This window comes from Fulvivirga marina (assembly GCF_016775155.1).
GTDB classification, from domain to species: Bacteria; Bacteroidota; Bacteroidia; order Cytophagales; family Cyclobacteriaceae; genus Fulvivirga; species Fulvivirga marina.
Map to the genome: position 1 here is coordinate 1 of NZ_JAEUGD010000045.1, position 21,931 is coordinate 21,931.

Annotated in this window: 20 protein-coding genes; 5 read left to right on the forward strand and 15 right to left on the reverse strand. The window is 38.4% G+C overall.

Going from position 1 to position 21,931, the window contains the following annotated elements; genetic code table 11:
- Positions 1 to 449 precede the first annotated feature (449 nt).
- From JMN32_RS14770 to JMN32_RS14800, 7 genes are all read right to left on the reverse strand, one after another.
- Positions 450 to 710, reverse strand: coding sequence for a hypothetical protein (locus JMN32_RS14770; RefSeq protein ID WP_202857122.1), 261 nt, complete (start codon positions 708 to 710; stop codon positions 450 to 452).
- 102 nt (positions 711 to 812) lie between these two features.
- Positions 813 to 1,073, reverse strand: a complete 261-nt coding sequence (locus JMN32_RS14775; RefSeq protein ID WP_202857123.1) for a hypothetical protein — start codon at positions 1,071 to 1,073, stop codon at positions 813 to 815.
- A gap of 116 nt (positions 1,074 to 1,189) precedes the next feature.
- The gene (locus JMN32_RS14780) at positions 1,190 to 1,648 is read right to left on the reverse strand and encodes a hypothetical protein (protein WP_202857124.1); all 459 of its coding nucleotides are present in this window, start codon (positions 1,646 to 1,648) and stop codon (positions 1,190 to 1,192) included.
- Positions 1,649 to 1,744: 96 nt separating this feature from the next.
- Positions 1,745 to 2,449 (reverse strand): hypothetical protein, encoded by a 705-nt coding sequence (locus tag JMN32_RS14785; RefSeq protein ID WP_202857125.1) that lies wholly within the window; start codon positions 2,447 to 2,449, stop codon positions 1,745 to 1,747.
- Positions 2,397 to 4,031, reverse strand: a complete 1,635-nt coding sequence (locus JMN32_RS14790; RefSeq protein WP_202857126.1) for a hypothetical protein — start codon at positions 4,029 to 4,031, stop codon at positions 2,397 to 2,399. Before JMN32_RS14790 ends, JMN32_RS14785 begins: the two co-directional genes overlap by 53 nt.
- Positions 4,032 to 4,126: 95 nt before the next feature.
- The gene (locus tag JMN32_RS14795) at positions 4,127 to 4,441 is read right to left on the reverse strand and encodes a hypothetical protein (protein WP_202857127.1); all 315 of its coding nucleotides are present in this window, start codon (positions 4,439 to 4,441) and stop codon (positions 4,127 to 4,129) included.
- A 75-nt stretch (positions 4,442 to 4,516) separates the two neighbouring features.
- The gene (locus JMN32_RS14800; RefSeq protein WP_202857128.1) at positions 4,517 to 4,777 is read right to left on the reverse strand and encodes a hypothetical protein; all 261 of its coding nucleotides are present in this window, start codon (positions 4,775 to 4,777) and stop codon (positions 4,517 to 4,519) included.
- 616 nt (positions 4,778 to 5,393) lie between these two features.
- On the opposite strand from JMN32_RS14800, the gene JMN32_RS14805 reads away from it, so the two are divergent.
- Entirely contained in the window at positions 5,394 to 5,864 is a 471-nt protein-coding gene (locus JMN32_RS14805) for a helix-turn-helix domain-containing protein (RefSeq protein WP_202857129.1), read from the forward strand.
- 26 nt (positions 5,865 to 5,890) lie between these two features.
- Here the strand turns inward: JMN32_RS14805 and JMN32_RS14810 are convergent, their stop codons facing one another.
- Positions 5,891 to 7,333: a tetratricopeptide repeat protein gene (locus JMN32_RS14810; RefSeq protein ID WP_202857130.1), complete on the reverse strand. Its 1,443-nt coding sequence runs from the start codon at positions 7,331 to 7,333 to the stop codon at positions 5,891 to 5,893.
- A gap of 110 nt (positions 7,334 to 7,443) precedes the next feature.
- Positions 7,444 to 7,605, reverse strand: a complete 162-nt coding sequence (locus JMN32_RS14815) for a hypothetical protein (RefSeq protein WP_202857131.1) — start codon at positions 7,603 to 7,605, stop codon at positions 7,444 to 7,446.
- Between the two features lie 656 nt (positions 7,606 to 8,261).
- Between JMN32_RS14815 and JMN32_RS14820 the strand changes: the two genes are divergently transcribed.
- Entirely contained in the window at positions 8,262 to 10,409 is a 2,148-nt protein-coding gene (locus tag JMN32_RS14820) for a hypothetical protein (protein WP_202857132.1), read from the forward strand.
- A 142-nt stretch (positions 10,410 to 10,551) separates the two neighbouring features.
- On the forward strand, positions 10,552 to 11,172 hold the full coding sequence (locus JMN32_RS14825; RefSeq protein ID WP_202857133.1) for a hypothetical protein: 621 nt from the start codon (positions 10,552 to 10,554) through the stop codon (positions 11,170 to 11,172).
- Between the two features lie 227 nt (positions 11,173 to 11,399).
- On the opposite strand, the gene JMN32_RS14830 is transcribed toward JMN32_RS14825, so the two are convergent.
- From JMN32_RS14830 to JMN32_RS14850, 5 genes are all read right to left on the reverse strand, one after another.
- Positions 11,400 to 11,564: a LuxR C-terminal-related transcriptional regulator gene (locus JMN32_RS14830; RefSeq protein WP_238354487.1), complete on the reverse strand. Its 165-nt coding sequence runs from the start codon at positions 11,562 to 11,564 to the stop codon at positions 11,400 to 11,402.
- Positions 11,565 to 12,588: 1,024 nt separating this feature from the next.
- On the reverse strand, positions 12,589 to 13,062 hold the full coding sequence (locus JMN32_RS14835) for a hypothetical protein (RefSeq protein ID WP_202857134.1): 474 nt from the start codon (positions 13,060 to 13,062) through the stop codon (positions 12,589 to 12,591).
- Between the two features lie 10 nt (positions 13,063 to 13,072).
- A complete protein-coding gene (locus JMN32_RS14840) occupies positions 13,073 to 13,777 on the reverse strand; it encodes a superoxide dismutase (protein ID WP_202857135.1) in 705 nt (234 codons plus the stop codon).
- Between the two features lie 21 nt (positions 13,778 to 13,798).
- A complete protein-coding gene (locus JMN32_RS14845) occupies positions 13,799 to 15,082 on the reverse strand; it encodes a PepSY-associated TM helix domain-containing protein (RefSeq protein ID WP_202857136.1) in 1,284 nt (427 codons plus the stop codon).
- A gap of 43 nt (positions 15,083 to 15,125) precedes the next feature.
- Positions 15,126 to 17,420 (reverse strand): TonB-dependent receptor, encoded by a 2,295-nt coding sequence (locus JMN32_RS14850; protein WP_202857137.1) that lies wholly within the window; start codon positions 17,418 to 17,420, stop codon positions 15,126 to 15,128.
- A gap of 85 nt (positions 17,421 to 17,505) precedes the next feature.
- On the opposite strand from JMN32_RS14850, the gene JMN32_RS14855 reads away from it, so the two are divergent.
- A complete protein-coding gene (locus tag JMN32_RS14855; RefSeq protein ID WP_202857138.1) occupies positions 17,506 to 17,652 on the forward strand; it encodes a hypothetical protein in 147 nt (48 codons plus the stop codon).
- Between the two features lie 13 nt (positions 17,653 to 17,665).
- Here JMN32_RS14855 and JMN32_RS14860 read toward each other — a convergent pair whose 3' ends face one another.
- The gene (locus JMN32_RS14860; RefSeq protein WP_202857139.1) at positions 17,666 to 18,052 is read right to left on the reverse strand and encodes a hypothetical protein; all 387 of its coding nucleotides are present in this window, start codon (positions 18,050 to 18,052) and stop codon (positions 17,666 to 17,668) included.
- A 628-nt stretch (positions 18,053 to 18,680) separates the two neighbouring features.
- On the opposite strand from JMN32_RS14860, the gene JMN32_RS14865 reads away from it, so the two are divergent.
- Positions 18,681 to 21,890 carry an ATP-binding protein gene (locus JMN32_RS14865; RefSeq protein WP_202857140.1) on the forward strand — a complete coding sequence of 1,070 codons (3,210 nt, stop codon included), beginning with the start codon at positions 18,681 to 18,683 and terminating at the stop codon, positions 21,888 to 21,890.
- The last annotated feature ends 41 nt before the right edge of the window (positions 21,891 to 21,931 follow it).

The following is a 21,931-nucleotide window of genomic DNA, read 5'->3' on the forward strand; positions in this document are numbered from 1 at the left end:
GGTTGAGGGGTGTCGGATTACAAATCCTACGATATAGCTTCGGGATTACAAATCCCGAATAGCTGGAATTAATATATGATACTTTCATTAAAAAGTGTACGGGAATCCCTATTCCAAGAAAGAGTAAAGCGCTCACTATCACCCTAAGTAATATTCTCTCAACTTTTTTCATTGATATTGTTTAATTTTTAATTATCACATCCTAATTCTGAGATGGGCTTTTGGCCCAATAAAACGTCTTTCACTTCTTCCCAATTCGGTCTTTCGATGATATTATCTTCAGTTGACAGGTGCGGCTAGCGCAAGTCTGTTTTAGACTTGTGCTTGCAGCATGAAAGCTAGAGTCTGTGACTCGGCAATTGATGCAGAATTTGGTAATGTGAAAAGCACGGAAATAACTTCCGCGCTAGTGGGTCTTTTATTTTATAGTTGCAACCTCGTGAACCTAACTATTCAATATTACTTATAATGGTAGATGTCAGCACCCAGGATGTCACAAATAAAATAAAACTGACTATGCTTAAAACAATGTTTAAAGCAGTTTTTTTCTTGAATAGAAAGTATACCCAAAAACCCAGAAATGGTATGCTGGCTAGCAGTTGGTATGCAAATAAAGTAGCAAAACCATAACTACCTTCCCAGTACTTGATATTCATGTATGATACATAACCAAACCCCAAGCCGGCGATAACATAAAATAGGTTTTTCATTAGTTATGGTCTAATCTCCATATAAACGGCCAGAAACTATCAGATAAAGCGCAAATAAAAGGGCTTCTACTGGCATTAAGCAGAAGCCCTGCAAAAATGTGATTATTTAATACTTTTTAAAATGGAAATAGTTAATACCCAAGAAACAGTAAATAAGATAAAGCTGACGATATTTAAAACAATGTTTAAAGATGTTTTCTTCTTAAAAAGAAAGTATATCCAAAAGCCTATAAATGGCAAGCTTCCTAATAGCTGATATGCTATTAAATAACCATAGCCATAACCACCACCCCCGTACTTGATATTCAAATATGAAATGTAGCCAAACCCCAAACTACCAATAACATAAAATAAGTTTTTCATTAGTTACAATCTTCATATTCAGTAACAGGCAGTCCACCTGATAATACCTTCTCTAATTTGTTCCATTGCAATAGCCGAGCCTCCATTGCCCATGTTGTGAATGATAAATGCCAATATCAAAGTACCGGCAGAAATTTAATGGCGAAAAAGGTATACATAATACTAAAGAATAAAAAGCCCAGTTCCTTGGCTATTAATTTAAAGGTGTTTCCTTGATTTCTAACTGAAAATATTACAATTATAACCAATGTTAGCAAGCTCAATAAAGCTGGTATTATAATCATTGCACCATTTAAAGCATTTGTGTATCTCACATACATAAAGTCAAGTAAATAGACTACCGTTGACATAAAAAAGACCATTTTTAGCATTTCCGTTGACTTTCGATTATAATCTATTATCACCAGATATAAATATAGGAATGCTAAAAATGTCGGGAAAGCAAAGGTTAGAACTACACCAAATGCGAATGTAATAGAGCTATGTTCCATTAGTATAACCGATGGCATACACAATCCACAAATTATAAAAAGTATAATAACTATTCGTTTTAAAACTTTTTCAGCTTTTTTCATAGTGCTCATTTTAATCATAACCTAACTCATTTATAGGTCACTTCCTTAACACTTTCTCAATTCGGCTCACCTTTATCTCCTTCACTTAATTAGTCATCACTCCTTCACAAACTGGCGCATTTCCCCTTCGTATTCCATAAGAAATCCCTTTTTATTTAATTTAAACTTACGCTTTTCATGTGTTCCGCTGATTGGGTGCGCATTATTATCCATTTGAAGATTTATCAAAAAAACCACCTCTTGGGATTTAAACTGATACAACGGTATCTCAAGAGGATAATAACCAGGGCACCCAATTTTTAAGGTATCCTGCATTGAGACATAATCCAATTCGACAATTCGTGTGTTATACCCAGTTGCCTGAATACTGTAACCAGTTTCAGGTTTAGTAACTCTGATTATAGGCGGCACGACCTCCTTCTTTTTATCGGTAACAACCAAGAAAAGTTTAGTTTTCTTGGCCTGAACTGAGGTAAGTATCTCATATTCTGAATAATATTCACCCCCACAATTTTTATCGTAATACAGATGAATTTGATCATCATCAATAAGATAATATCCCTGACCAAAATAGTGGTTATGACTATGATGATCGGAAAACGTAAACCGATCAGGCTCATTAAAGGAATATTTAATAGCTACTTCAGGAATCGGATCCTCAATAACATAATTACCCATTAACTTCTGACCTGCCACTTCCAACGGTTGCAAAGAAAGCACTAACAATGCTATAACAGCAGTATAAAGCTTATTCAGGACAATTTGCAGAGGCCCCTTTTTGAGGTTTGTAGTTTCCGTCATTATCTAATCCGTTTAATTCAATATTAATTATGTTTGAAATATCTATTTCCTGACTTAAAGAAAAGTTATTCTTAAAAATATCAGTTTCTTGTAAACCTCCCCAAGCTAATGCAGCTATATATCCAAATTCTACATTATGTCCCTTCGAAATTGCATATTGATATAGTGAAGATGTTATTGCTCCAATAAATTTATCCGCAATAAATTCATGATGTGACACTTGCAGATCATTTGTTTCCGAGAATAAAGTCAACAATTCTGGATACGAGGGTGAATAATCCTCATCCTCAGTTATACCTACTGAATGTATTTCTCTATACCAATACACCAACCATGCATGCAAAGACTCATGAAGAATTGTTCTTGCGATTGATATGTCAGATGAGCTACCGAACTTTGTTACATCAAAGGCCGTAGTTACTGTTTTTGTTGATCTATCATAGGCAGTTGCTGTTTGGGCTGTACCTGACGAAGGTCCCGTTTTAACCTTCCAATTAAACGGAGGTGTTTTCCCAGTAATGGCGTGAAGCAAAAAACCTAAGCTAGTATTAATTTCCGTCAAATCTGTTATTATATCAGCTACGCATGTGTCTAGTTCACTGTCGTCAATTTTTGAACTCTCCCAAAACTCAATCATTGCGATTAACTTTTTATCAGGTAATACCCCAATCGGGTCCTCCTCACACGCATCAGAATACGTTGCAGCAAACTCAGGATCATCACATAAATTAATATCACCAAAGTCTCCTCCATCGCAAGCTGTCCTGAAAAAATGTAGACCCATTCCTACAGCGCTGCAATCAATGAACAAGCCGCCTGTAGTACTGGTAGTACCCCATTCACAATCGGAGCCTCCTCCACCAGTGCCTCCGTCTGTCGAGCCACTACCAGTGGAACCACCCCCTGTTGAACCGCCACCAGTGCTGCCTCCGGTACCTCCACCGTAGTCTCCACTGGTTCCGCCCCCGGTATTGCCACCGGTGCCGGAACCTGATCCTCCTCCGCCACCGCCAGTTGGACCCCCTCCGTCATCATCACACTCCGTTCGCCCATGCTTTTTGATGTAATTACCTGTCTCAATGCCTCTTCCATTGTTAAAAGCGACTTCGACCAGCAATGTCCGGTTGATATCCAACACTTTTAAGGTACCTGTAAATGTTCTGGTCTCAAATTCTCCGCCCTTTTCCATGAGCCAACCCTTGTCAGGCTCATATCTGGTGATATAAGGATAGATATCACCCTTATGATCTCTCAAAACAACATTTTCAAAGCCCGGATCTTCCGGGTCTGTTGATAATATCAATGAATACCTGACAATATCTTTATAAGGATTTTCAACTTTTATGGCCTCTGATAGCTTCACTTCACCAAAATCAAAACTTTGCGTTCTCCCATTGGAGGAACCTGAAGGGTTAAAGCCTTGAAGTATATTCATTAAATGAGCATCCTCCCGGGCATTGATGTTTTCATAAGTGACTTTTTCTACATTCATCTCTTCTTTTACAACTGGCTCTTCCGTACAGGAGAGCCATAAAGTAGAGATGAATAGAAGCATGCAAGCTCGTAATGTTCTGTTTTTCATATCCAGCATTTAAGGTTTGTTGTTGATTCGATGTTCTGATCAAACAAGTGAAATAGATTATTTGTAGTAAGAATAGGGGCGGCAATTAATATTACTCAATTTGTCGGAATATTTATAGGGTCTTTGATTAGAAACAATTGCAATGTTTCCCGCAAGTGCCGAAGCTGCTCTACCTGTCCCTTCATGCTGTAGTACATAAATTCAAAGCTGCGCTCATAGGTCTTTAGCTGATCCGCTTTTTTCATCAGTTCGTATAAGCCGTTTTCATAAATGAGCTGAGCAAAATCCATATTCGCACTTTCATAAGTTTCAGCAAGGCGACTCGTATCTTGCACAAGTTGGTTGAGTGCTTCCAGCAACTGCTGGTAGCGCTGCACGGACTCCTCCCATGTAGGGGTATTGTTTTCCATATTTTTTACATTTATTAAGAAGCATCCTGGGGAGACACTTGCAGCTCCCCGCGGATGACTTCAAACTCAATCACATCAGACAAGAGTATTTTTAGTCTTGTTGTCTTTCACAAAGGCTATGACTATGCTGCCTTCAACCTCGTATTTATAGGTTTGCAATTTTTTGTCAAATACAATCGATACGTTGAAGTTTCCCCTCATTTCCCTTATCAGGTTTGACAGCGATCTTTTCGAAATATTCAGCTTCTTTGCAAAATCTGCTGGTTTGCCGGTAATCTCATACGCAATGAGATGGTTTGCCTGCTTTATTCTTTCTATAGCTTTTGTGATGCTCATTTTAATGGTAAATAATGATGGTTTAATCATTGATTTAGGGCATGGGGGAGGTGCCCCACACACCTCCCGCTGCCGCTCAACCTAAACCAAAATCATCTAAGCGACATAAACCCTGATGTTGGTACTAGACTATCCATCTTGCCTTATCCGTTCCCGGAGTTTCAGCCGACCCTTTTTAAATAAATGAGCTACGGTGAAACCTTAAGCTGCTCAAATCCATATCACTAATCGCAAATTGCTAGAATAGAATTTGGATATTGTTGCGTAATACCAAAATCATGATATAAACATAATCTAATATTGTGATATTCGCAATATACTAATGTTAAAATTTGTGATTAAAGCAAAAATGACTTTTAAAGACCACTGATTGTTAGTCTGTTTACTGGTAAATGATGATTGAAACATGCAAATGGAATATGTCGCGACTGTCGACTTGTTGCTTACAGGAGTAAAGTTAAATGATCATGCAGGGGGTATTATTGGAGGGTTTTACCAAAACCATTCTTACTGGCCTATCTTATGTTGCGATTTTTATTATCTTTAAATGATTATAATGGAAAGGCTCATTTTTCGCATATAGAGTACTAAATCGTACAAAATCTTAGGTCCCATAGTGAAAAACACAAACATAAGTGACAATGTTCGCAAATTAAGGAAGGACAACGGCTTGTCGTTATTAGAATTTGCAAATAGAATTAATGAATACCTGGGCGAGGATCTATATTCTAAAGATGCCATATTTCGGATGGAGAAGGGTGGGGCTAAAATACCTGCTGAGTTCATATTTCAGCTGTCTGAAGCTTTCAATGTTACTATTGAGCGGCTGTACTATGGGGAAAGGGAGTTTACGATGGACGAACTGGAAAACAACCCTGAGCATGGCATTACTTCTGATAGCTATAAATACTTTATTGCTTACGCCAAAAATTCAATTGCTGACATTGATAAACCCATTACCAAAGAAATGCTGACCAAGTTTGAGCAGGCTGTTGAGGATATGGAAAAAGTACTGAAAAATAATATTGAGCTTCGTGCCAAGGTCGACTACTGTACTTTCTTCATGAAAAGCTATCTGAAGCAATAGCTTTTTGATTTTGTTAGAAAGCTCTCTTATCTAAACCTGACTTCATTTAATAACCTCATTTTCTCTTCTTCTCCTAATTCACTCCAATTTTCTACCACGTTTACGGCTTCTTTCATATCAGCTTTAACCTGGTGTCTGAAGTTTATGTACTTGGCATAGGCTTTTCTTACCCGGTAACTCAGGTATATGGCTACGGCAATAAGCAATACAGCGAGAACAAGGGTTAAGTTGATGTAGAAAGACTTTTTGTCCATTTCTGCCTTCTTTTCCTTAATTTGATTATCCAGTTCTATTTTTAAACTTAGAGCAGCTTGCAGCGCCTTGAAATTAGTTTTCTCTACCAATTCTTTTTCAAAAACTTCCTGCGATTCCTTCAACGCAAGAATGCGGTCATATCTGGAGGCATCAACGGCCTTACCAGAATTGTTTAGGTTCCGATACGAATGACTTAACAGCTTTAGGGTTTCCTTCAATTTCGGGTTTATAGCTTCCTTATTGGCTATGTCTAATGCGTTTTCCAGTATAGAGGTGGCTTTTTCATAATTCCCCTTTTTCTGGAATAAAGCTGCTTCAATGTTTCTTGCGCCTAGAATGGAATTGCTATCTACTTTGCCATCCTTAAGCAAATCTATAGCTTGTTCTATATACTTATTGGCATCAGTGAGATTATCAGCTCCAATAGCTGCTTCTCCTATATTGAAGAATGCAATAAACTTTTTTTGAGTAAGATCTGCTGATGGTTCCAGGTGATCCAGTGACTTTAAATAAAATGTTTTGGCATATCCATAGTTGCCTCTTTTATAGTGCATGGCACCAATTGAATTATATATCCAGTTCAAATAAGCATTTCTCTCTTCTGTAAGTTCATTTGCTAATGCTAAGGCTTCTTGAAAATACTCATCTGCCCTTTCATAATTTGGTTCTGTTTTAGAGTAGCTGCAAATGGCTAGGTTTAGGTTTGCCATTGTTAGGTATTCTATGTCCTCGGCTATGTGATATATCTGTTGAGCTTTTTCAAAGAATCGTATTGCATAATCAAAGTTACCCGATTCCGCGAAAATGTTTCCGATGTTGTTTAGGTCATCCGCAACGTAGAGTGAGCTATCAATTTTATCAAACGAATTAACCGCTTGTAAATAGTGATCTATAGCTTCAATATAATCGCCCTGACGCTTCATTAATAGCCCAAGGCCATGATTCGCTTTAGCAAAGTAAAACTGATCTCCTTCACGGCTTGCTATTTCCTGCAAATCATTTAATGCTTTCATACCTTCCTGGGGATTCTCCTGCTTATTTAATTTATAAATACGCCAGAGAACTTGCTTTTTCAATTGGGAGCCGGCATCAGAAGCTAAGATAGCTTGTAGCTCATCATTGTCTGATGATAGAGGGTTTTGTGGTTCTATATCTTCTTTTGTGGAGCAGGCTAACAATAAAAAAACAAGAAGAAGGTAGTAGGTTGATTTCATTCTTAAATGCATTGAGGTTTATCAACGCTAAAGTCACAAAATCAATCCATAGCAACTAAAATTTTAAATCGATTACCTTACATGAAAAAGATTAAGCCGGAAGTTGATATTTAATCCCTGTCGGCATCTTTTGTCCCGTCGCCAATTGTTGCTGCAGCTTCATCAGTATTTACGGGCTGTGGAATAATGTTTTCGGCTTCATCTGTGCAAGCCGAAAAAACTAACCCTGAGAATGTTACTACAGCAATGGTTAATAATGTTCGTGATTTCATAGCATTGATTTTAGGTTAGACAAGTATAGCCTGATAATGCTTCAATAAATAAGCTATATTCAATGCTTAATTACCTCTGTAACGTCTCTATTTAAGTTTTATGTAGAGAATTGTAAGTTATCCCCTTGATTGATGTTTGCGCAGGAATAGGAGGAAGTGTTTCTGCTCTATGATGCCCGTAAGCGGTAACGTTTACAAATAAGAATTGAAGTGTCAATTTGAACTTTGGGCAGAAACATTACATGCCAAAGTTTGCGGTTTAATGTTTTTGTTTAAAATTACTTTCGATTTTTTATATTATTTTGAGTGGAAGCATATTTGGTGTTATGAGAATTCTCTTTGATTATTAGCAGTAGGTCTCGTAAAAAATACCCAAGGTTGGGTATTGACAACAAGATCATAGCTGAATTATCTTTAAAAGTTCTTTGCAAATGGAACCTTTAGAAAGTGTATAGTTGCATTGGGAAAGTTTTAGATGGAGTTGCCGGTAGAAGTTAGTATATTGGAGTGGTTGTTACACCCGCTTGTAGTCGTTTGTAAGTATTTAAAAGTGGATAAACATTTGTTTGTCAGATAATTATAATTTAACAGCTGTATAGCAAGTAAAGTGCATGCACTTTGCTCATACGTTGTGAGGAATTAATCAAATCGCAGAAATGGATCAAGAGACATTAACTAATCATATTGTGAAGCTCGGTAAGCACCAATTCAACGTTGCTTGCCAACTCATATTCAACAATGTCTTCAATTTTCATGCAATCAATGTTGATGGTAAAAATGATGGAGGAACTGATTTTATAGGTATTGATAAGGAAGGCAAGCGAAGAAAAGTCGCCTATCAATTAACCACGCAAAAAACAGATATTAAACGAAAGGCATATAGAGACTCAAAAAAAGCTTTAGATAAACTTGGTGTAGAGAGTTTTTACTACGTTCCCACTTACAACTTAGATGAAATTGAGTCCAGAAAGCTTGAAGCAGATATTACTAATGAATTAGGAATCACAGCTAGTGTTTTCAACCCTACTGTGTTAGCAGGATTTATAATCAATGAAAATTTGCTTAACTCCTTTTTGGATAAACTAAATTATCCTCTACCTAGGGATCATAAACTCAAAGGTCCGGATTTTCGCGAAAGGGCCCTGCATTCCTATTCCATGTTTTCTAAGGACTCTAAAGACCTTAAACAAGGTATCTACGATGACACCATATTATTCATATTATCTGAAAAGAGTCCATTGTCTGAAGATGATTTGGAATCTGAAGCTTTAAAGTTTTTGGGAATTGATAATGCCGTGGAAAATGGTTTGATCAAAAAACGCATAGGTGGGCTGTTTGGGAATGAGAAACTCAAATGGAATGATCAAAAACAAATCGTGTTAGCTGATAATGCCAATAACGATGTAATATCAAGGAAGAGAATTTATGAGGCTGAGTTAAATACTTTAACGAGTGCTCAGACAGACCTTCTAAGAGATGAATATCAAATTGAATGGACTTTTGAAGATTCCAAAAAAGTTTCAGTTTGGATCGCTGAAGCTTTTATTTCTGACCGAATTTCAAACCTCGAAGACCTTAAAATCAGTTTGGTTGCTCATCCACTATACAAAGTTGGTGGAGACAGTACGAACAAGATTAGATCTTATCTCATCAACAATGGAGTACAAAAAAAAGATGTTGAAAAAGCAATAGTTAGTTTATTAGAAATTGCCACTGGCCATCCATTAATCAATAAAATAACCAGAGCTTCGATGTATTTAGCTCTTGAAGGGGCAGATCCAATTTCAAAATCAAAAGCACTTGGTGCAAACAGGTGGAACGAGTTCGATGTAATGATCGAACCGTCTGTGGCTATACCTTTTATATGTTCTCAATTGTACAGTGGATATGTTAACAGATTTTTTAATCTGAGCGTAAAGGCGATCAATAGAATTAATGAAATAGGTGCAAAAGCATGCATTCCGTATTTTTATATTAATGAATGTGCAGGACATCTATTGAGAGCTAGGAAATATATGTACTTCGATATAGATGAGAAGGAGCTTCAATTTTCAAGTAATGCGTTCATCGCAAATTACTATGGACTCAAAAGTCAAGGAAAAAAAGTTCCTAATACATTAATTGAATACCTGTCAACATTCAGTCCAGCTATTAAATCTGAAAGAAAAAATGTTAAAGATTGGATCAGGTCTCTTATGACAGATCTACAAACAACTCTCAATAACTCTGGTGTTGATTTTGTTCATGTCCCAACATTCTCAGCAGATGACTGTGTTGATTTTGAGAAGGAATATATGTTTCAACTTGATGACCACAAGCTAGAAAAGCCGAAGCACTTAATTCAACATGATATTTGGGCTTTGAAGCATACCAATGACCAAATAATAAATTCCAATCAACATTGGATTGTACTTACTTATGATAAGTCGCTTATCTCCTTTTCAAAAGCTGAAATCTACAATGGACATGTTACTACACCGGCTAAATTTATTGATATAACCGAGTCAACCAAACCTCTATCAGAAACCCATTTTGTTTCTCTGCTACACTCGGTGGCTACCTTTAGCGAGAGAACACTCTCCGCGGGAGCTCGGGTAATGGACAGAATTGCTAGATACGCTTCTGATGATGTTCAAAATTGGGAATTCAAGGAAGAAATAAAAGAGTTTAAATCCGAAATCATTGAATCCCTTGATTTAGATTCAATAGAAATATATGATGAAATTGATAAGAAAACAGACGAATTCTTGAAGAAGCATGGTGTCAAACTTCAGATTGACGAAAGTGAAGAAATAGATCTGTAAAACTCCTCACAACAAACACTAAAAATGAATATGCGTACGAAGCACTTTGAAAAGTCACAGCAAACTAGAAGTCTAAGTGCATCTAGCAACTGGGGCGCATACTCATTTTAGTTGGTCGTTATGTGCAATAAGGAAAATCTCCATGAAAGGAATTATCATTGAATATTTTGAAGATAAAGGCTTCGGATTTCTTAAGGATAGTAAGCAGATTAAGAGGTTCTTTCATATATCGCAAATAATGGAAAAGAAAAAGTTCACAGAAAACCTTGAAGATTATTACTATACTGATTGGGTTGAAAGAAAATGCTACGTAGTGAATTTTACACCATTTGAAAATGAAAAAGGATTATCTGCAATAGACATTAATTTCACGAACCAAATATTTAATGATAAAATTTCTCAAACTGAATTTGAAGCTGAAATTACAGATTTCAAATATGACACAGCGTCATTGACAAGAACAGTATCAGGAATTAAAAAAGGTAATCCATCACCACTAGGAGCTACAGCAGGATCTAACGGAACATATCGAATAGGTTATCCTGAAGTTTTAAGACAATTGAATATTTATTTTAGAAGAATAGATGATATTGGTTGGGGTACTATTGATGTTAGAGATTTGGCATTAAACATAAATAGTAGAACTAAAGTTACTCAAAAATTAACTCAAGAATTAGAGAGACATCTTGTGGGAAAATCTACTAAAATCGCCTCTAATGGAAAAGAATGGTTTTTAAAAGATAGTGCAGTTTTGAAAATATAATTTTATATAACAAACCCCAAAAATCAAAAACTGTGATAATTAATGATACACCCTGTATTATTTTGAGCGTCCGCTCAATTATTGAATGTAGTATAAAATGTCACGAAATACCTGGGGTGCTGATCCCGAATGGTATACTTTCTTCTCATGCTGTAAAGATAACATCAATGAATTAGCCCGGGTGGACGCCCTATTTCATTTTAGGTCTTAGGATCGCTACGCTAAACCTAAGACCAGATTGGGGAGTGGTCACAAGCGTTGATGAGCTTCATGTAATTATTGACCGTGTTACGGGATATGCCCAGTGTATGGCCAATCTTACGGTTACTTAAACCGTCCAGATGCAGGGTGATTATTTGTTTGATGTCCATTGGATCAAGGGTATTGGCCATATCGTTTTATTTGTGATATAGCCCGTTAAACTTGATCTTTCAAAGTGGCACTATTTGAACCGTTATCACTGGCACAAATCGAACTGTTTTGGCCTCTTACGGCCAAGTCTGACTGGCACAGTTTGAACCGAAATCACTGGCACTATTCGAACCGAATTAGCCAGATGGTTCTAAACCGCCAGATGCCTCAAACAGGACGACAGACCTACACCCGTATTGTTAATTTCATAAAAACACGTCTGGTTAATATATCAATATTGTAAATAAATTAATTAAAATACGTAAATAATAAAAAGTACATAAATATATGCTTAAAACTTTGTGAAAATTTGAATTAAATGAGCGTTTGATTACCTTTGAACTATCGATAACGATCGAATACAATGTAGGGTGATGAAACTGGCAGACATGCCCTCCGGTCTCGGGGGTGGAGGTCACGGGATAAATTCTATAAAGTATCCAATAACACTTTAAGTACTAACCGCTCCGTGGAGGTTCGAATCCTCCCTCTACAGCAATTTAAAAGCAGCCTTTGAGCTGCTTTTTGTTTTTATACCTTTAGGCTTGTGAAACGAATGACCCCCCACAACTTTTTATAAATCTTGGATAATTGGATGATTTTACATTTCTCTTGCATCGCAATGTAAAAGCTTAGCGGACTATGAAGAGATCCTTCCTATGGCGCAACCGGTCCCTGATTGTGCTTTATTTTGCAGAAAAAATTTCATTAAGGTGATATTGCCATGTCAGATTTTCAAAAAACACGATAGCGGCCGAATCAGCCAGTAAAAAGTTTGATATTTGTCTCTTTCCCGCTACAGCGTAGAAAGGCAGTCGAATCGGCTGCCTTTCTTATTATGAATCAGTCACTTATTTGGTGAGGTAGGGTTCGAGAAGGTTCTTCACTTCTTACAATAAGATCACACTTTATTTATTAAGTAATTAATATTCAGGTAATTACTTGAATTTGAATTCCTGCCAAGGGGGTATTAAGATTAAATATAACAACCCTCACCCCATAAGTTTATTCTTTAATCTGAATGAGATCCTCTGCTTCTTTCATGGCATCCTGCATCATTTGCTTAACTTCTATTATTTGTTTTTTCTGACTCATATGAATTTCAAGTGTCGTGTCCATTTTTGAGTTATGTTCTCCATGGTCATGATGATTGGGTGAATGATCTTTAGGGTACTGTTTTAGCCCGTGCATCCAGGCCATCATGGCCTTGTCAGCATCTTCCAGTTTTTGGATATGCAGGTCTATCTGCACGGAGTCTTGAGGTATGCTATCCTTCAGGTGTTGTAGCTCATCTTTTATCTGTTGGATCCGGTCCATCCAAGGCATGATCTCATCGTGAACTTTAATGGCTTCATTATAGGTTTCTTCCGCCTTGGTTATAGTTTTATCTTCAGCATTGTCCTTTTTTGTTTCAGTGTTATTGCAGCTTAACAGACCCAGTATCACAAAGGCCAATGACATGTATTTTACTGTTTTCATAATGTTTAGTTTATAATTTATTAAACCGTTGTTCAACAAAACCCCAGTTCAATACCTTCCAGAAGGCATTTATATATTCAGTTCTTTTGTTATGGTATTTCAGGTAGTAGGCATGCTCCCACACATCAATACCCATTAGCGGATAGCCTCTTTCATTTACAAATGGCATCAGTGGGTTGTCCTGGTTGGGAGTAGTAGTAATGGACAATTGCCCTTGCTCACTGGCTGTCAGCCATGCCCAACCGGAACCGAAAACCCCACCAGCAGCCTGAGAGAATTGCTTTTGAAAACTCTCTACTGAACCAAAGGCTTTTTTTATAGCTTTTTTTAAATTGCCTTCCGGAGCCGGCTTAGCACTGGGAGAAAGGCTTTCGAAGAAAAGCCGGTGATTGTAATATCCTCCACCATTGTTGCGAATAGCCGTATCCGAAGCTTCTATATTCTTAAGAATATCATTTATGGACAAATCCGCATACGTAGTGCCGCTGATTGCCGCATTGAGTTTATCGGTATAGCTCTGAAAGTGCTTCGAATGATGGATGCGCATGGTTTCTGCATCAATATATGGCACCAATGCATCATACGCATAATCCAAGTCGGGAAGAGTGAACTTCTCTTCTTCCGCCGGTTGAGCCGCTGAAAACGGGGTGGCAGAAAGTAATGCGGTACCTGTACCCACCAGCGCTGTTAATTTTAAAAATTGACGTTTTTCCATAACTTATAAGCGTTAGTTTGTTTAATAAGTTGTTACGTTTTCAATGGGCATGTTCTCCAGCCTCTTCTTTTTGTTCCTTTTGCTTTTTGAATACCACTCGTAGCAGGCTATAAGTATGACACTTGTACCAAACAGAGGTAGTACTACTCCTAAAAGTACGACCAGAACAATAATACCACTCCCCACCCTGAAATGTGCTGGCACTTTTGGAGTATTCCATTGTCCTTTTTGTTTTCGCAGCAAGTAGGAATAAATAGCTGAAATGCTCATGACCAGCAGCATAAATCCAACAAATAGCATCAGATACCAGTTCCATAAACCAAACTCTCCCTGATGAAAGGCCATTACCCATAAGCGGGCTTGCATGAACGGCCCAATGTCTGACCATGTGTGTGCCAGCAACTGCTTTCCTGAGTATTGATCAAAATGAGCTACTCGCATGGCTGATAACTCACTGGTGCGATTTGAGATACTAAAAACACTCCCCGCTGATTGGGGCAAATGAATGCTTACTTCGCCTTTGAGGTCCAGGCGCCTGGCAGTATTGACCATATCATCAAGGGTGAGCGGTGTGCCACTGATCTTAGAAGACAAGGCTCTTCCATCCCAGGTTTTGGGGTAGCCGGTATGGGTTTGCTCCTGAACCCACTTGAAGTTACTTCCGAATACATCCGTCCATGGTAAGCCTCCTGCAAGTACCAGCAGCAGTAAAAGAGAAAACCAAAAGCCGGAAACCGCATGAATGTCTCTGTACATTATTCGCCTGGAGCCCCTTGTCCTGATAGTGAAAAAGCCCTTCAGTTTCCAGCCGTTCATTGGCCACCAGATGTAGAGCCCGGTAAGGATCAGAACTACCATCCAACTGGCCACCAGTTCTACGACTTTGGTTCCATACTTACCCGTAAGTAGCTCACCATGCAGTTTGCGTACTATGTACATGTCAGTATCTTTCACGATTAGCTCCCCCTTGACAGTACCATCAACAGGATTGACAAATAAGCTGGACTTGTCCGAAAAACGGCCTGATACAAACTCAGTAGCTTGTGTAGCTGATTCTGGTAAGATTATGAAATTTGGCGACTTTTGTGCTTTTTTTCTGGCAATTGCCCATTGTTGCTGGTAGCTTATATGTTGCTCTTGTGCTGGTATTTGCTGCAGCTTTTCATACAAGGGTTTTTCGTATTGATCTTTGAACAGGTACATAACACCCGTAGCTGACAATAAGATCACTATAGGCAAGGAAACAATGCCTGCGACAAAGTGCCACTTCCAAAGCCATTGATGCAAAGGTAGGTTTTTGTTCATTTTTATTTCGTTAAAGGCCGTCCCGAAAGGGGACGGCAGTTTCTTATCTTTTGAAAAATCTATATGCCAGCCCAACGTTGAAGTTTCGGGGATTGCCTGTCGAATAGGTCTGGCCCCACTTATTGGCTCTTGCTACAGTAGCATACAACTTATCGGTAGCATTCAGCATGTTGCCCCATATCTCAAAGGCTTTCCATTCATAACCCAGCCGCACATTGAAAATATTATACCCTTCGTAGCTTCTGGTGTTACCGGCATCCATATAGTACCCATCTATATGCTGCCATTCCACGCTGGCCCTGAGTCCTTTCAGGTACTGGGGCTTGTAAGTGACTTGTGCATTGGCAATCCATTCGGGTGCCTGTGGCATTCGTTTGTCAGCATAGTCAGTTCCTGACTCTTCATAGTCAAGGAATTTGTGTAGTGCATTGGTGCCGCTTACCCTGAACATTAATTCATCAACCGGCTGGAACTGCAAATTGTATTCTATCCCCTGATGAGTGGTTTTGCCTGCATTTTGGCGGATAGTAGATCCATCATTCTGCAATACTGATATAATCTCATTGCGACCATCCATACGGTAAAGAGTGGCTTCAACTCGTGCTTTTTCATTGGCAAAGGCCATCCAGCCACCTACTTCGTAGCTTGAATAATATACCGGCTTTAAGGTTGGAATTTTATTGCCCCGGTATAGTTCGCCAACTTGCGGTGGGACGAATCCCTGGCTATAATTGGCGTACAGTCCTCGATTATTTTTCAGGTCATAGGTAACCCCTATCTTGGGAGTGACACGGCTGAAGGAGTTTCTGCCATCCAGTACTGCAGTATAAGCATTACTGTCGAGTGCATTTTCAAAATGATAATTGAATTGATCAAAACGCAAAGCAGCAATCAAGCTTAGGTCTCTTACCGGTTCAATCTTGCCCTGAAGGTAAGCAGCAGTATTCACCAGATCGATCTTGTAATCGGCCAATACACTGTCTGTTTCTGTAAATGACTCGTAAATACCTTCTTCATTTTTAAATATTTCTATGTAATTGGCTTTGTAGGTGTTAGGACTGTAGTCGGCACTTGCACCGCTGATAAGGCTGCTATTCATCCACAAAAACTCCTGCTTATGCTGTACAATTATACCATAGCTCTCAAAGCTGTTGTCGTTAAGTTCTCCATGGGCCAAGTTAGGGTTTCCGGAGGGTATCCAAGGCTTAAAATCATCAGTTACCCGGTATGATGGGTTCTGTTTAACTGAGTTGTTCCTGAAATAACCAGTTACTGTAGTTTTAGCAACGTCATTCCAGTAGTGGTTTAATGCCAGTTTGGTACGTAAGGCATCTACCTGCCGGTTGGTAAAAGTCTGGTTTGACCCGTAAGTTTTGCTATAAAAATCTGCACTGTCCAGCGATCCTGACATATCAGAATAATAATCGATAAAAGCAGTACTCCATACCAGTTCGGTATTCTGACTGATATAATAATTGGCAGTAAGGCTAAGTGCCAGCTTGTCAAAATCGCTGTAAGCCAGGGTGCCATCTTGCTGGTTGGCATAGTAACCTGCTACACGTATACCTACTTTATCGAATGTGTTGGAGGCGTAAAAATCAGTACGCTTGTAGCCAATATCATTACCCTGAATGCTGATCCCGGCTGTGGGATGGGAGGAGGGCTTTTGGGTGATAAAATTCACCGCTCCTCCTATAGCTTCACTGCCATAGATGCTTGAGGCAGGGCCCCGGATAATTTCAATATTACGAACGTTGGCCATGTTTATTTCCAGAAGGGCATTGTGGTTAAAAACCCCTGACGTCCTGATGGGCAACCCATCCTCAAGGTAGAGGTAAGAGGCACCGTAATCAATCGGCCTGCGAATGCTCATGGTGTGCTGTTCATTGCCGAGATCTACCATATACACGCCCGGCGTCTGGTTTAGCACCTGGTCGATGGTGGTGGGTTTGTTATCTCCCAGGGTTTTGGCAGAAATGCTGGAAATTGCCACCGGTGCCTCCGTACGTTTTTCTTGCTCCCGGTTGGCGCTTACCACTACTTCGTTAAGAGACAAAACACTGGTTTGCAGTCTCACGATCTGCGCGTCTTTAGCCAGAACGGTTTGAGTGATGTAGCCCATGTTTTTTACCTGTAGGGTGTCTGTTTCCGGCTGGGCTTCAATGGTAAAGCGCCCCTGAATATCGGTAACGGTAGCTTTTTGACTTGTAAGGTTGGTTATATAAGCAAATGGTAGGGCTTCACCTGTTTGCTCATCTGTTATTGTTCCCTGAACTGGGGATTGGGTATAGCCTGTTATGGCGACTAATAAAAGTGCTAGTAAAAATATAATTCTCATTTGTTAGTTTTTAAATATGGCCATGATCACCGATAGTACATACTACTGGAGCCATGGGCATTGTAAAATGACTGATTAAAGAAAAATGATCATTTATGTACAAGGCAGGGCTTACTATGAAAGCGTTGGTATGCCGGGTCAGTTGATACGATTAGTGAGCTATACAGACATTCGTGTATCCGTATTCAAGCTTTTGCCGGGTAACAAAACTGGTAGCCTTGAACTGAAATGATAGAAAATAAGAACTATACAAGCCGGGGTGGGTGGAATATTTGAGCCAGATGCCCGGAGGAGTGAATGGTTTGATAAGGAGTGAAGGTTTGGCTTAGCAGAGTGGATTGTGCCAGGGGGCTGAATTGAAAATCAACCACGGTATACAGATTTTCGAACCGCACTTTTGCGGACGTTGGCGTTTTCTGATCATTCTCCGTATCCTGAGCTTTTTTAAGTTGCTTTCCCAAGTAGCACTTACCCCCACAAACGGTGATCGGTTCATCTCGTTTTTCGCAAAGAAATTTAGCAATAAAATCTTTGTTAAGTTGAAAATCGAGATAAATAAAAGATGTCTTCAAAGTGCTGACCAATACCACAACTAATAAGACACTGGCAATATGATTTTTAGGATATCTCACCGCTGCGCAAATGTAGATACTAACTTAGGATATTACAACAGGTTATTTTAAAAATAAAAGTGGATGTACAGTCAGTAGAAAAAACAACCACGTTTCACTGGAAGAAAGACCACACCAAGGTATGCGTATTAGCAGGATACTTTAATGTACCACGAACGTCCTAATTGTTAAATCCGAACTGCAGTCCTTTATAGAAAATGCCTTATTATTATTTAACCTCAATGGTAGCTGTAAGCACTCCCCAAAATAGGATAGTTTAAAAGTGAAAACTCAACTTAATACTCCTGTTTCATGAACCCTCCTTTTCCGGTATAGCCTGAGTGTTCAATAATTAAATTGAAAATTTAAACAAAAAGGCACATCTGCAATATTATCCTATTTCTCCATTTTTGATTATGGGAAAGCATTTTAATCTTCCATGTCTGAAACATTAAAAAAAACTATTTCACTGCAAATGTTAAGTTTTCAGTTGATAGGCTGGTTCATTGTCTAAATGTTGTGTAAAGATTCAAAAAGATGCAAATGTAATTCTAAGACATATGAATGATAACACGTGTCAGTTGCCTTCAAGTAAACTGTCAATGCTTAAAAAAAGAGAACATTAATTATAGGTATAAACAAAGTTTTTATGCATAAAATGTTTTTTACAAAGACTTTCTTACATGTTTTGCCAATACTCTTTTTATGGACTTCAGTCTACTGTAAGAGTGAAAACAAGGTAGATAGTCTTTATTATGATGCAACATTATCGTTACTAGAGCAGACCTTCTATGCCTACCTGGAGAGGGGAGACAAAGATATAATACCCGTTATACTTGGTGGTTTAGGGGATGTCAATGAACCTAAACGCCACGATGTTCAGCTTATTTATAGCCTTCAGGAAGCACTGAAAGTTTATAAAGAGTCAGGAGATAAACAGGGTATTTTGGCCATACTCAGTGGTATTGCAAAGGACCACAAATTTGAAACGAATTATAATGAAGTCCTAAAATACTTTGAAAAGAGCTTAAAGGTTTCAGAAGGACTTAATGATACCCGGCGGATGTCTTTGATACAAACAACTATAGGTGTAATTGAAGATAATCGGGGAAATTATTCTGCAGCAGCCTCTTATTATCGGAGTGGTTTGGAGTCTCAACTGTTATATGATGATAAAAAGAAACTGGCTTTTTCCTCATCAAAATTAGGGCATATTCACCTGAAGCAAGGGAAGGAAGATTCTGCTTTCTATTATTTCAATCAAGCCTTTGCTACAGCTCAGAAAATGCAATATTTCAAATTCATAAGAAGCGAAACAGAACATATAGGAAGCTGGTACATGTCACGGATGCAGTTTTCCAAGGCACTTGATTTTTATTATAAATCGCTAAAGAGCTTTGATGAACTGAATGATACATTAGGAATAGCCAAACTTTATGGGCTTATAGCTGACACCTACCGCGCAAAGGGTAATCATGAAAAGTCATTTTATTATCAACAAAAAGCATTACAGCATTATCAACATATAGGATATAGTGCAGGAACTGCCAAAATTCAACATTCAATCGGGACGTTGCTAAAAAAGGCAGGAGATTATCAAAAATCGAAGAAGTATTTTTTTCAAGCTCTCAAAAGCTATACGCTGCTGAAGGATAGTTGCAGTTTTAGTACATGTTTTTTAAACATCGCAAACGTCCACCTGGCACTTAGCCAAACAGATTCAGCATTTCATTATCTTATTAAAGCCCAAAGGCAAGCGGATAAGTGTAAGGATATCAGTGTATTGGCTGAGGTTTATATTGAAATGGGGAAACTCCGGTTAGGGCAAAATCAGCCCAAAAGAGCGCTGATGCATTTTGAGCAGGCTATGATTTATGCGGATAGTGTTCAAAATAGATCATCACTTAAAACAGTGGCTTCCTTTCTGTATCCAATGTATAAGCAACAAGGTCAATTAGAAAAAGCTTTTGCAGCATTTAACATTTTTCATGTAAATAATGACTCTCTGTTTAATGCCACTAAGTCAATGATGTTGATCCAAAAGGAAATGGAGTATGCTTTTGAAAAAGAAAATCAGGAAAAACAAATTGCTCAACAACAAAAAGACACTGAGCTGATGAAGGCACTGGAGAAACAAAGACGTTTAATATATCTCATCATTAATGTTTTACTAGCTATGTTGGCTATTTCAGCCGCATTCTATTACAATTTTAACAACAAGAAACAGGCTAATGCAATTTTGCATAAACAGAATAAGGAAATTGCACATCAAAAAACTGAATTGGAAAAGCTCTCCCATGTCAAATCACGGTTTTTTATTAATATTTCTCATGAATTGCGCACACCACTCACGCTGATCAGCAGTCCGGTCCAGAGTTTGCTAAATTCGACAGGAAATAAGTTTAAACCTTCAACTTTAAACACATTACAATTGGTAGAGCGCAATAGCAAACACTTGGAGGGGCTTGTGAATGACATTTTGGATCTTTCCAAACTTAAATGTAACAAACTTGAAGTGCAGAATGAAGCGGTGGCAATTAAGCCATTGCTCGAATGGATAGGCTCAAATTTCGAATCATTGTCTTCTCATCTAGGAGTCTTGTATTCAACATGTTTCGATCAATTGCCTGATGGATGGTTAAAGCTTGATGCATTAAAATTTGAGAAGATCTTAAATAACCTGCTATCAAATGCCCTAAAGCACACACCTCCTGAAGGAGAGATCCAGATAATAGCTTCAAAGGAAAACGACCGTATGCTCATCCGAGTAAGTGATACGGGGCATGGTATTGCTTCTACTGATCTACCCTATATTTTCGAGCGTTTTTATCAAGGCCAACAACCTGATGCCCCTTTACAAGGAGGTACGGGAATAGGACTTGCCCTTGCCAGAGAACTAACTAAGCTAATGGGGGGAGAATTAACGGTAAAAAGCGAGGTAGGGAAAGGAAGTACTTTTACCCTCAATTTACCCTATGTGACGGCGGATCCTTCTACCTCGAAAAATATAATATTAAATGGTGAGGAAGAAAGTACAAATATGGCTAACTCAACATCGTTAATCACAACAGATAAAAAGAGTCAAAATATACTTATCGTAGAAGATAATACAGATATGCAACAGTTTATTCGGGGATTGCTAAATGATAAGTACACAACACATTTAGCAACAAACGGTAAAGTGGCCCTTCAGACTCTCCAAAACCATGAAATAGACCTGATTATTACGGATATTATGATGCCGGAAATGGATGGCCATACTTTATTAAAACATCTAAAAAACAGTGATCTGCACCGTAATATTCCTGTAATAGTATTAACTGCACTTAACTATGAAGATAGCAAACTTGAAGCCCTCATTAATGGAGTGGATGACTACCTTACTAAACCCTTCTCATCAGCAGAGTTACTGGCTCGTACACATAATTTATTAACGAGATATAAAGTGCGTAAAGAGCGGACAAATGAGGTATTAGTTGCTATTGAGCATGACATTTCTGGCGAAAAAGAAGAAAATGATATTATACCTATCAGCCGCTATGATGTCACCTGGATACAACAGGTAGAGTCTATAATCCGACAGGAGATAGAAAATAAAGAATTTAAAATTTCAAAGCTGGCTGATCAATTTCACTTGAGTGAGCGTCAGTTTAGAAGACGAATAAATAGGATAACCGGGCTATCTCCTAAAAAATACCAACAAGAAATAGCGCTGCAAATGGCCCGCGAACTATTGGAGATGAGAAGGTATAATAACGTTACAGCTGTAGCTTATTCTGTAGGCATAGATCATGTTACTCGTTTCTCAAAGCTATATGAATCTCGTTTTGGAAAAACACCGCACGCCTACTTTGAGTGAAGCTCTATACAGCTATATAACTACGTTCAAAGAAATTTAAT

Excerpts from the sequence above, each read along its gene's own strand:
- JMN32_RS14820 (WP_202857132.1), top strand. The coding sequence starts at position 8,262 with ATGGATCAAGAGACATTAACTAATCATATTGTGAAGCTCGGTAAGCAC.
- JMN32_RS14775 (WP_202857123.1), bottom strand. The coding sequence starts at position 1,073 with ATGAAAAACTTATTTTATGTTATTGGTAGTTTGGGGTTTGGCTACATT.
- JMN32_RS14795 (WP_202857127.1), bottom strand. The coding sequence starts at position 4,441 with ATGGAAAACAATACCCCTACATGGGAGGAGTCCGTGCAGCGCTACCAG.
- JMN32_RS14770 (WP_202857122.1), bottom strand. The coding sequence starts at position 710 with ATGAAAAACCTATTTTATGTTATCGCCGGCTTGGGGTTTGGTTATGTA.
- JMN32_RS14835 (WP_202857134.1), bottom strand. The coding sequence starts at position 13,062 with ATGAAAACAGTAAAATACATGTCATTGGCCTTTGTGATACTGGGTCTG.
- JMN32_RS14845 (WP_202857136.1), bottom strand. The coding sequence starts at position 15,082 with ATGAACAAAAACCTACCTTTGCATCAATGGCTTTGGAAGTGGCACTTT.
- JMN32_RS14830 (WP_238354487.1), bottom strand. The coding sequence starts at position 11,564 with ATGGCCAATACCCTTGATCCAATGGACATCAAACAAATAATCACCCTG.
- JMN32_RS14825 (WP_202857133.1), top strand. The coding sequence starts at position 10,552 with ATGAAAGGAATTATCATTGAATATTTTGAAGATAAAGGCTTCGGATTT.
- JMN32_RS14785 (WP_202857125.1), bottom strand. The coding sequence starts at position 2,449 with ATGACGGAAACTACAAACCTCAAAAAGGGGCCTCTGCAAATTGTCCTG.
- JMN32_RS14800 (WP_202857128.1), bottom strand. The coding sequence starts at position 4,777 with ATGAGCATCACAAAAGCTATAGAAAGAATAAAGCAGGCAAACCATCTC.
- JMN32_RS14865 (WP_202857140.1), top strand. The coding sequence starts at position 18,681 with ATGCATAAAATGTTTTTTACAAAGACTTTCTTACATGTTTTGCCAATA.
- JMN32_RS14815 (WP_202857131.1), bottom strand. The coding sequence starts at position 7,605 with ATGAAATCACGAACATTATTAACCATTGCTGTAGTAACATTCTCAGGG.
- JMN32_RS14850 (WP_202857137.1), bottom strand. The coding sequence starts at position 17,420 with ATGAGAATTATATTTTTACTAGCACTTTTATTAGTCGCCATAACAGGC.
- JMN32_RS14840 (WP_202857135.1), bottom strand. The coding sequence starts at position 13,777 with ATGGAAAAACGTCAATTTTTAAAATTAACAGCGCTGGTGGGTACAGGT.
- JMN32_RS14780 (WP_202857124.1), bottom strand. The coding sequence starts at position 1,648 with ATGAAAAAAGCTGAAAAAGTTTTAAAACGAATAGTTATTATACTTTTT.
- JMN32_RS14855 (WP_202857138.1), top strand. The coding sequence starts at position 17,506 with ATGATCATTTATGTACAAGGCAGGGCTTACTATGAAAGCGTTGGTATG.
- JMN32_RS14790 (WP_202857126.1), bottom strand. The coding sequence starts at position 4,031 with ATGAAAAACAGAACATTACGAGCTTGCATGCTTCTATTCATCTCTACT.
- JMN32_RS14810 (WP_202857130.1), bottom strand. The coding sequence starts at position 7,333 with ATGAAATCAACCTACTACCTTCTTCTTGTTTTTTTATTGTTAGCCTGC.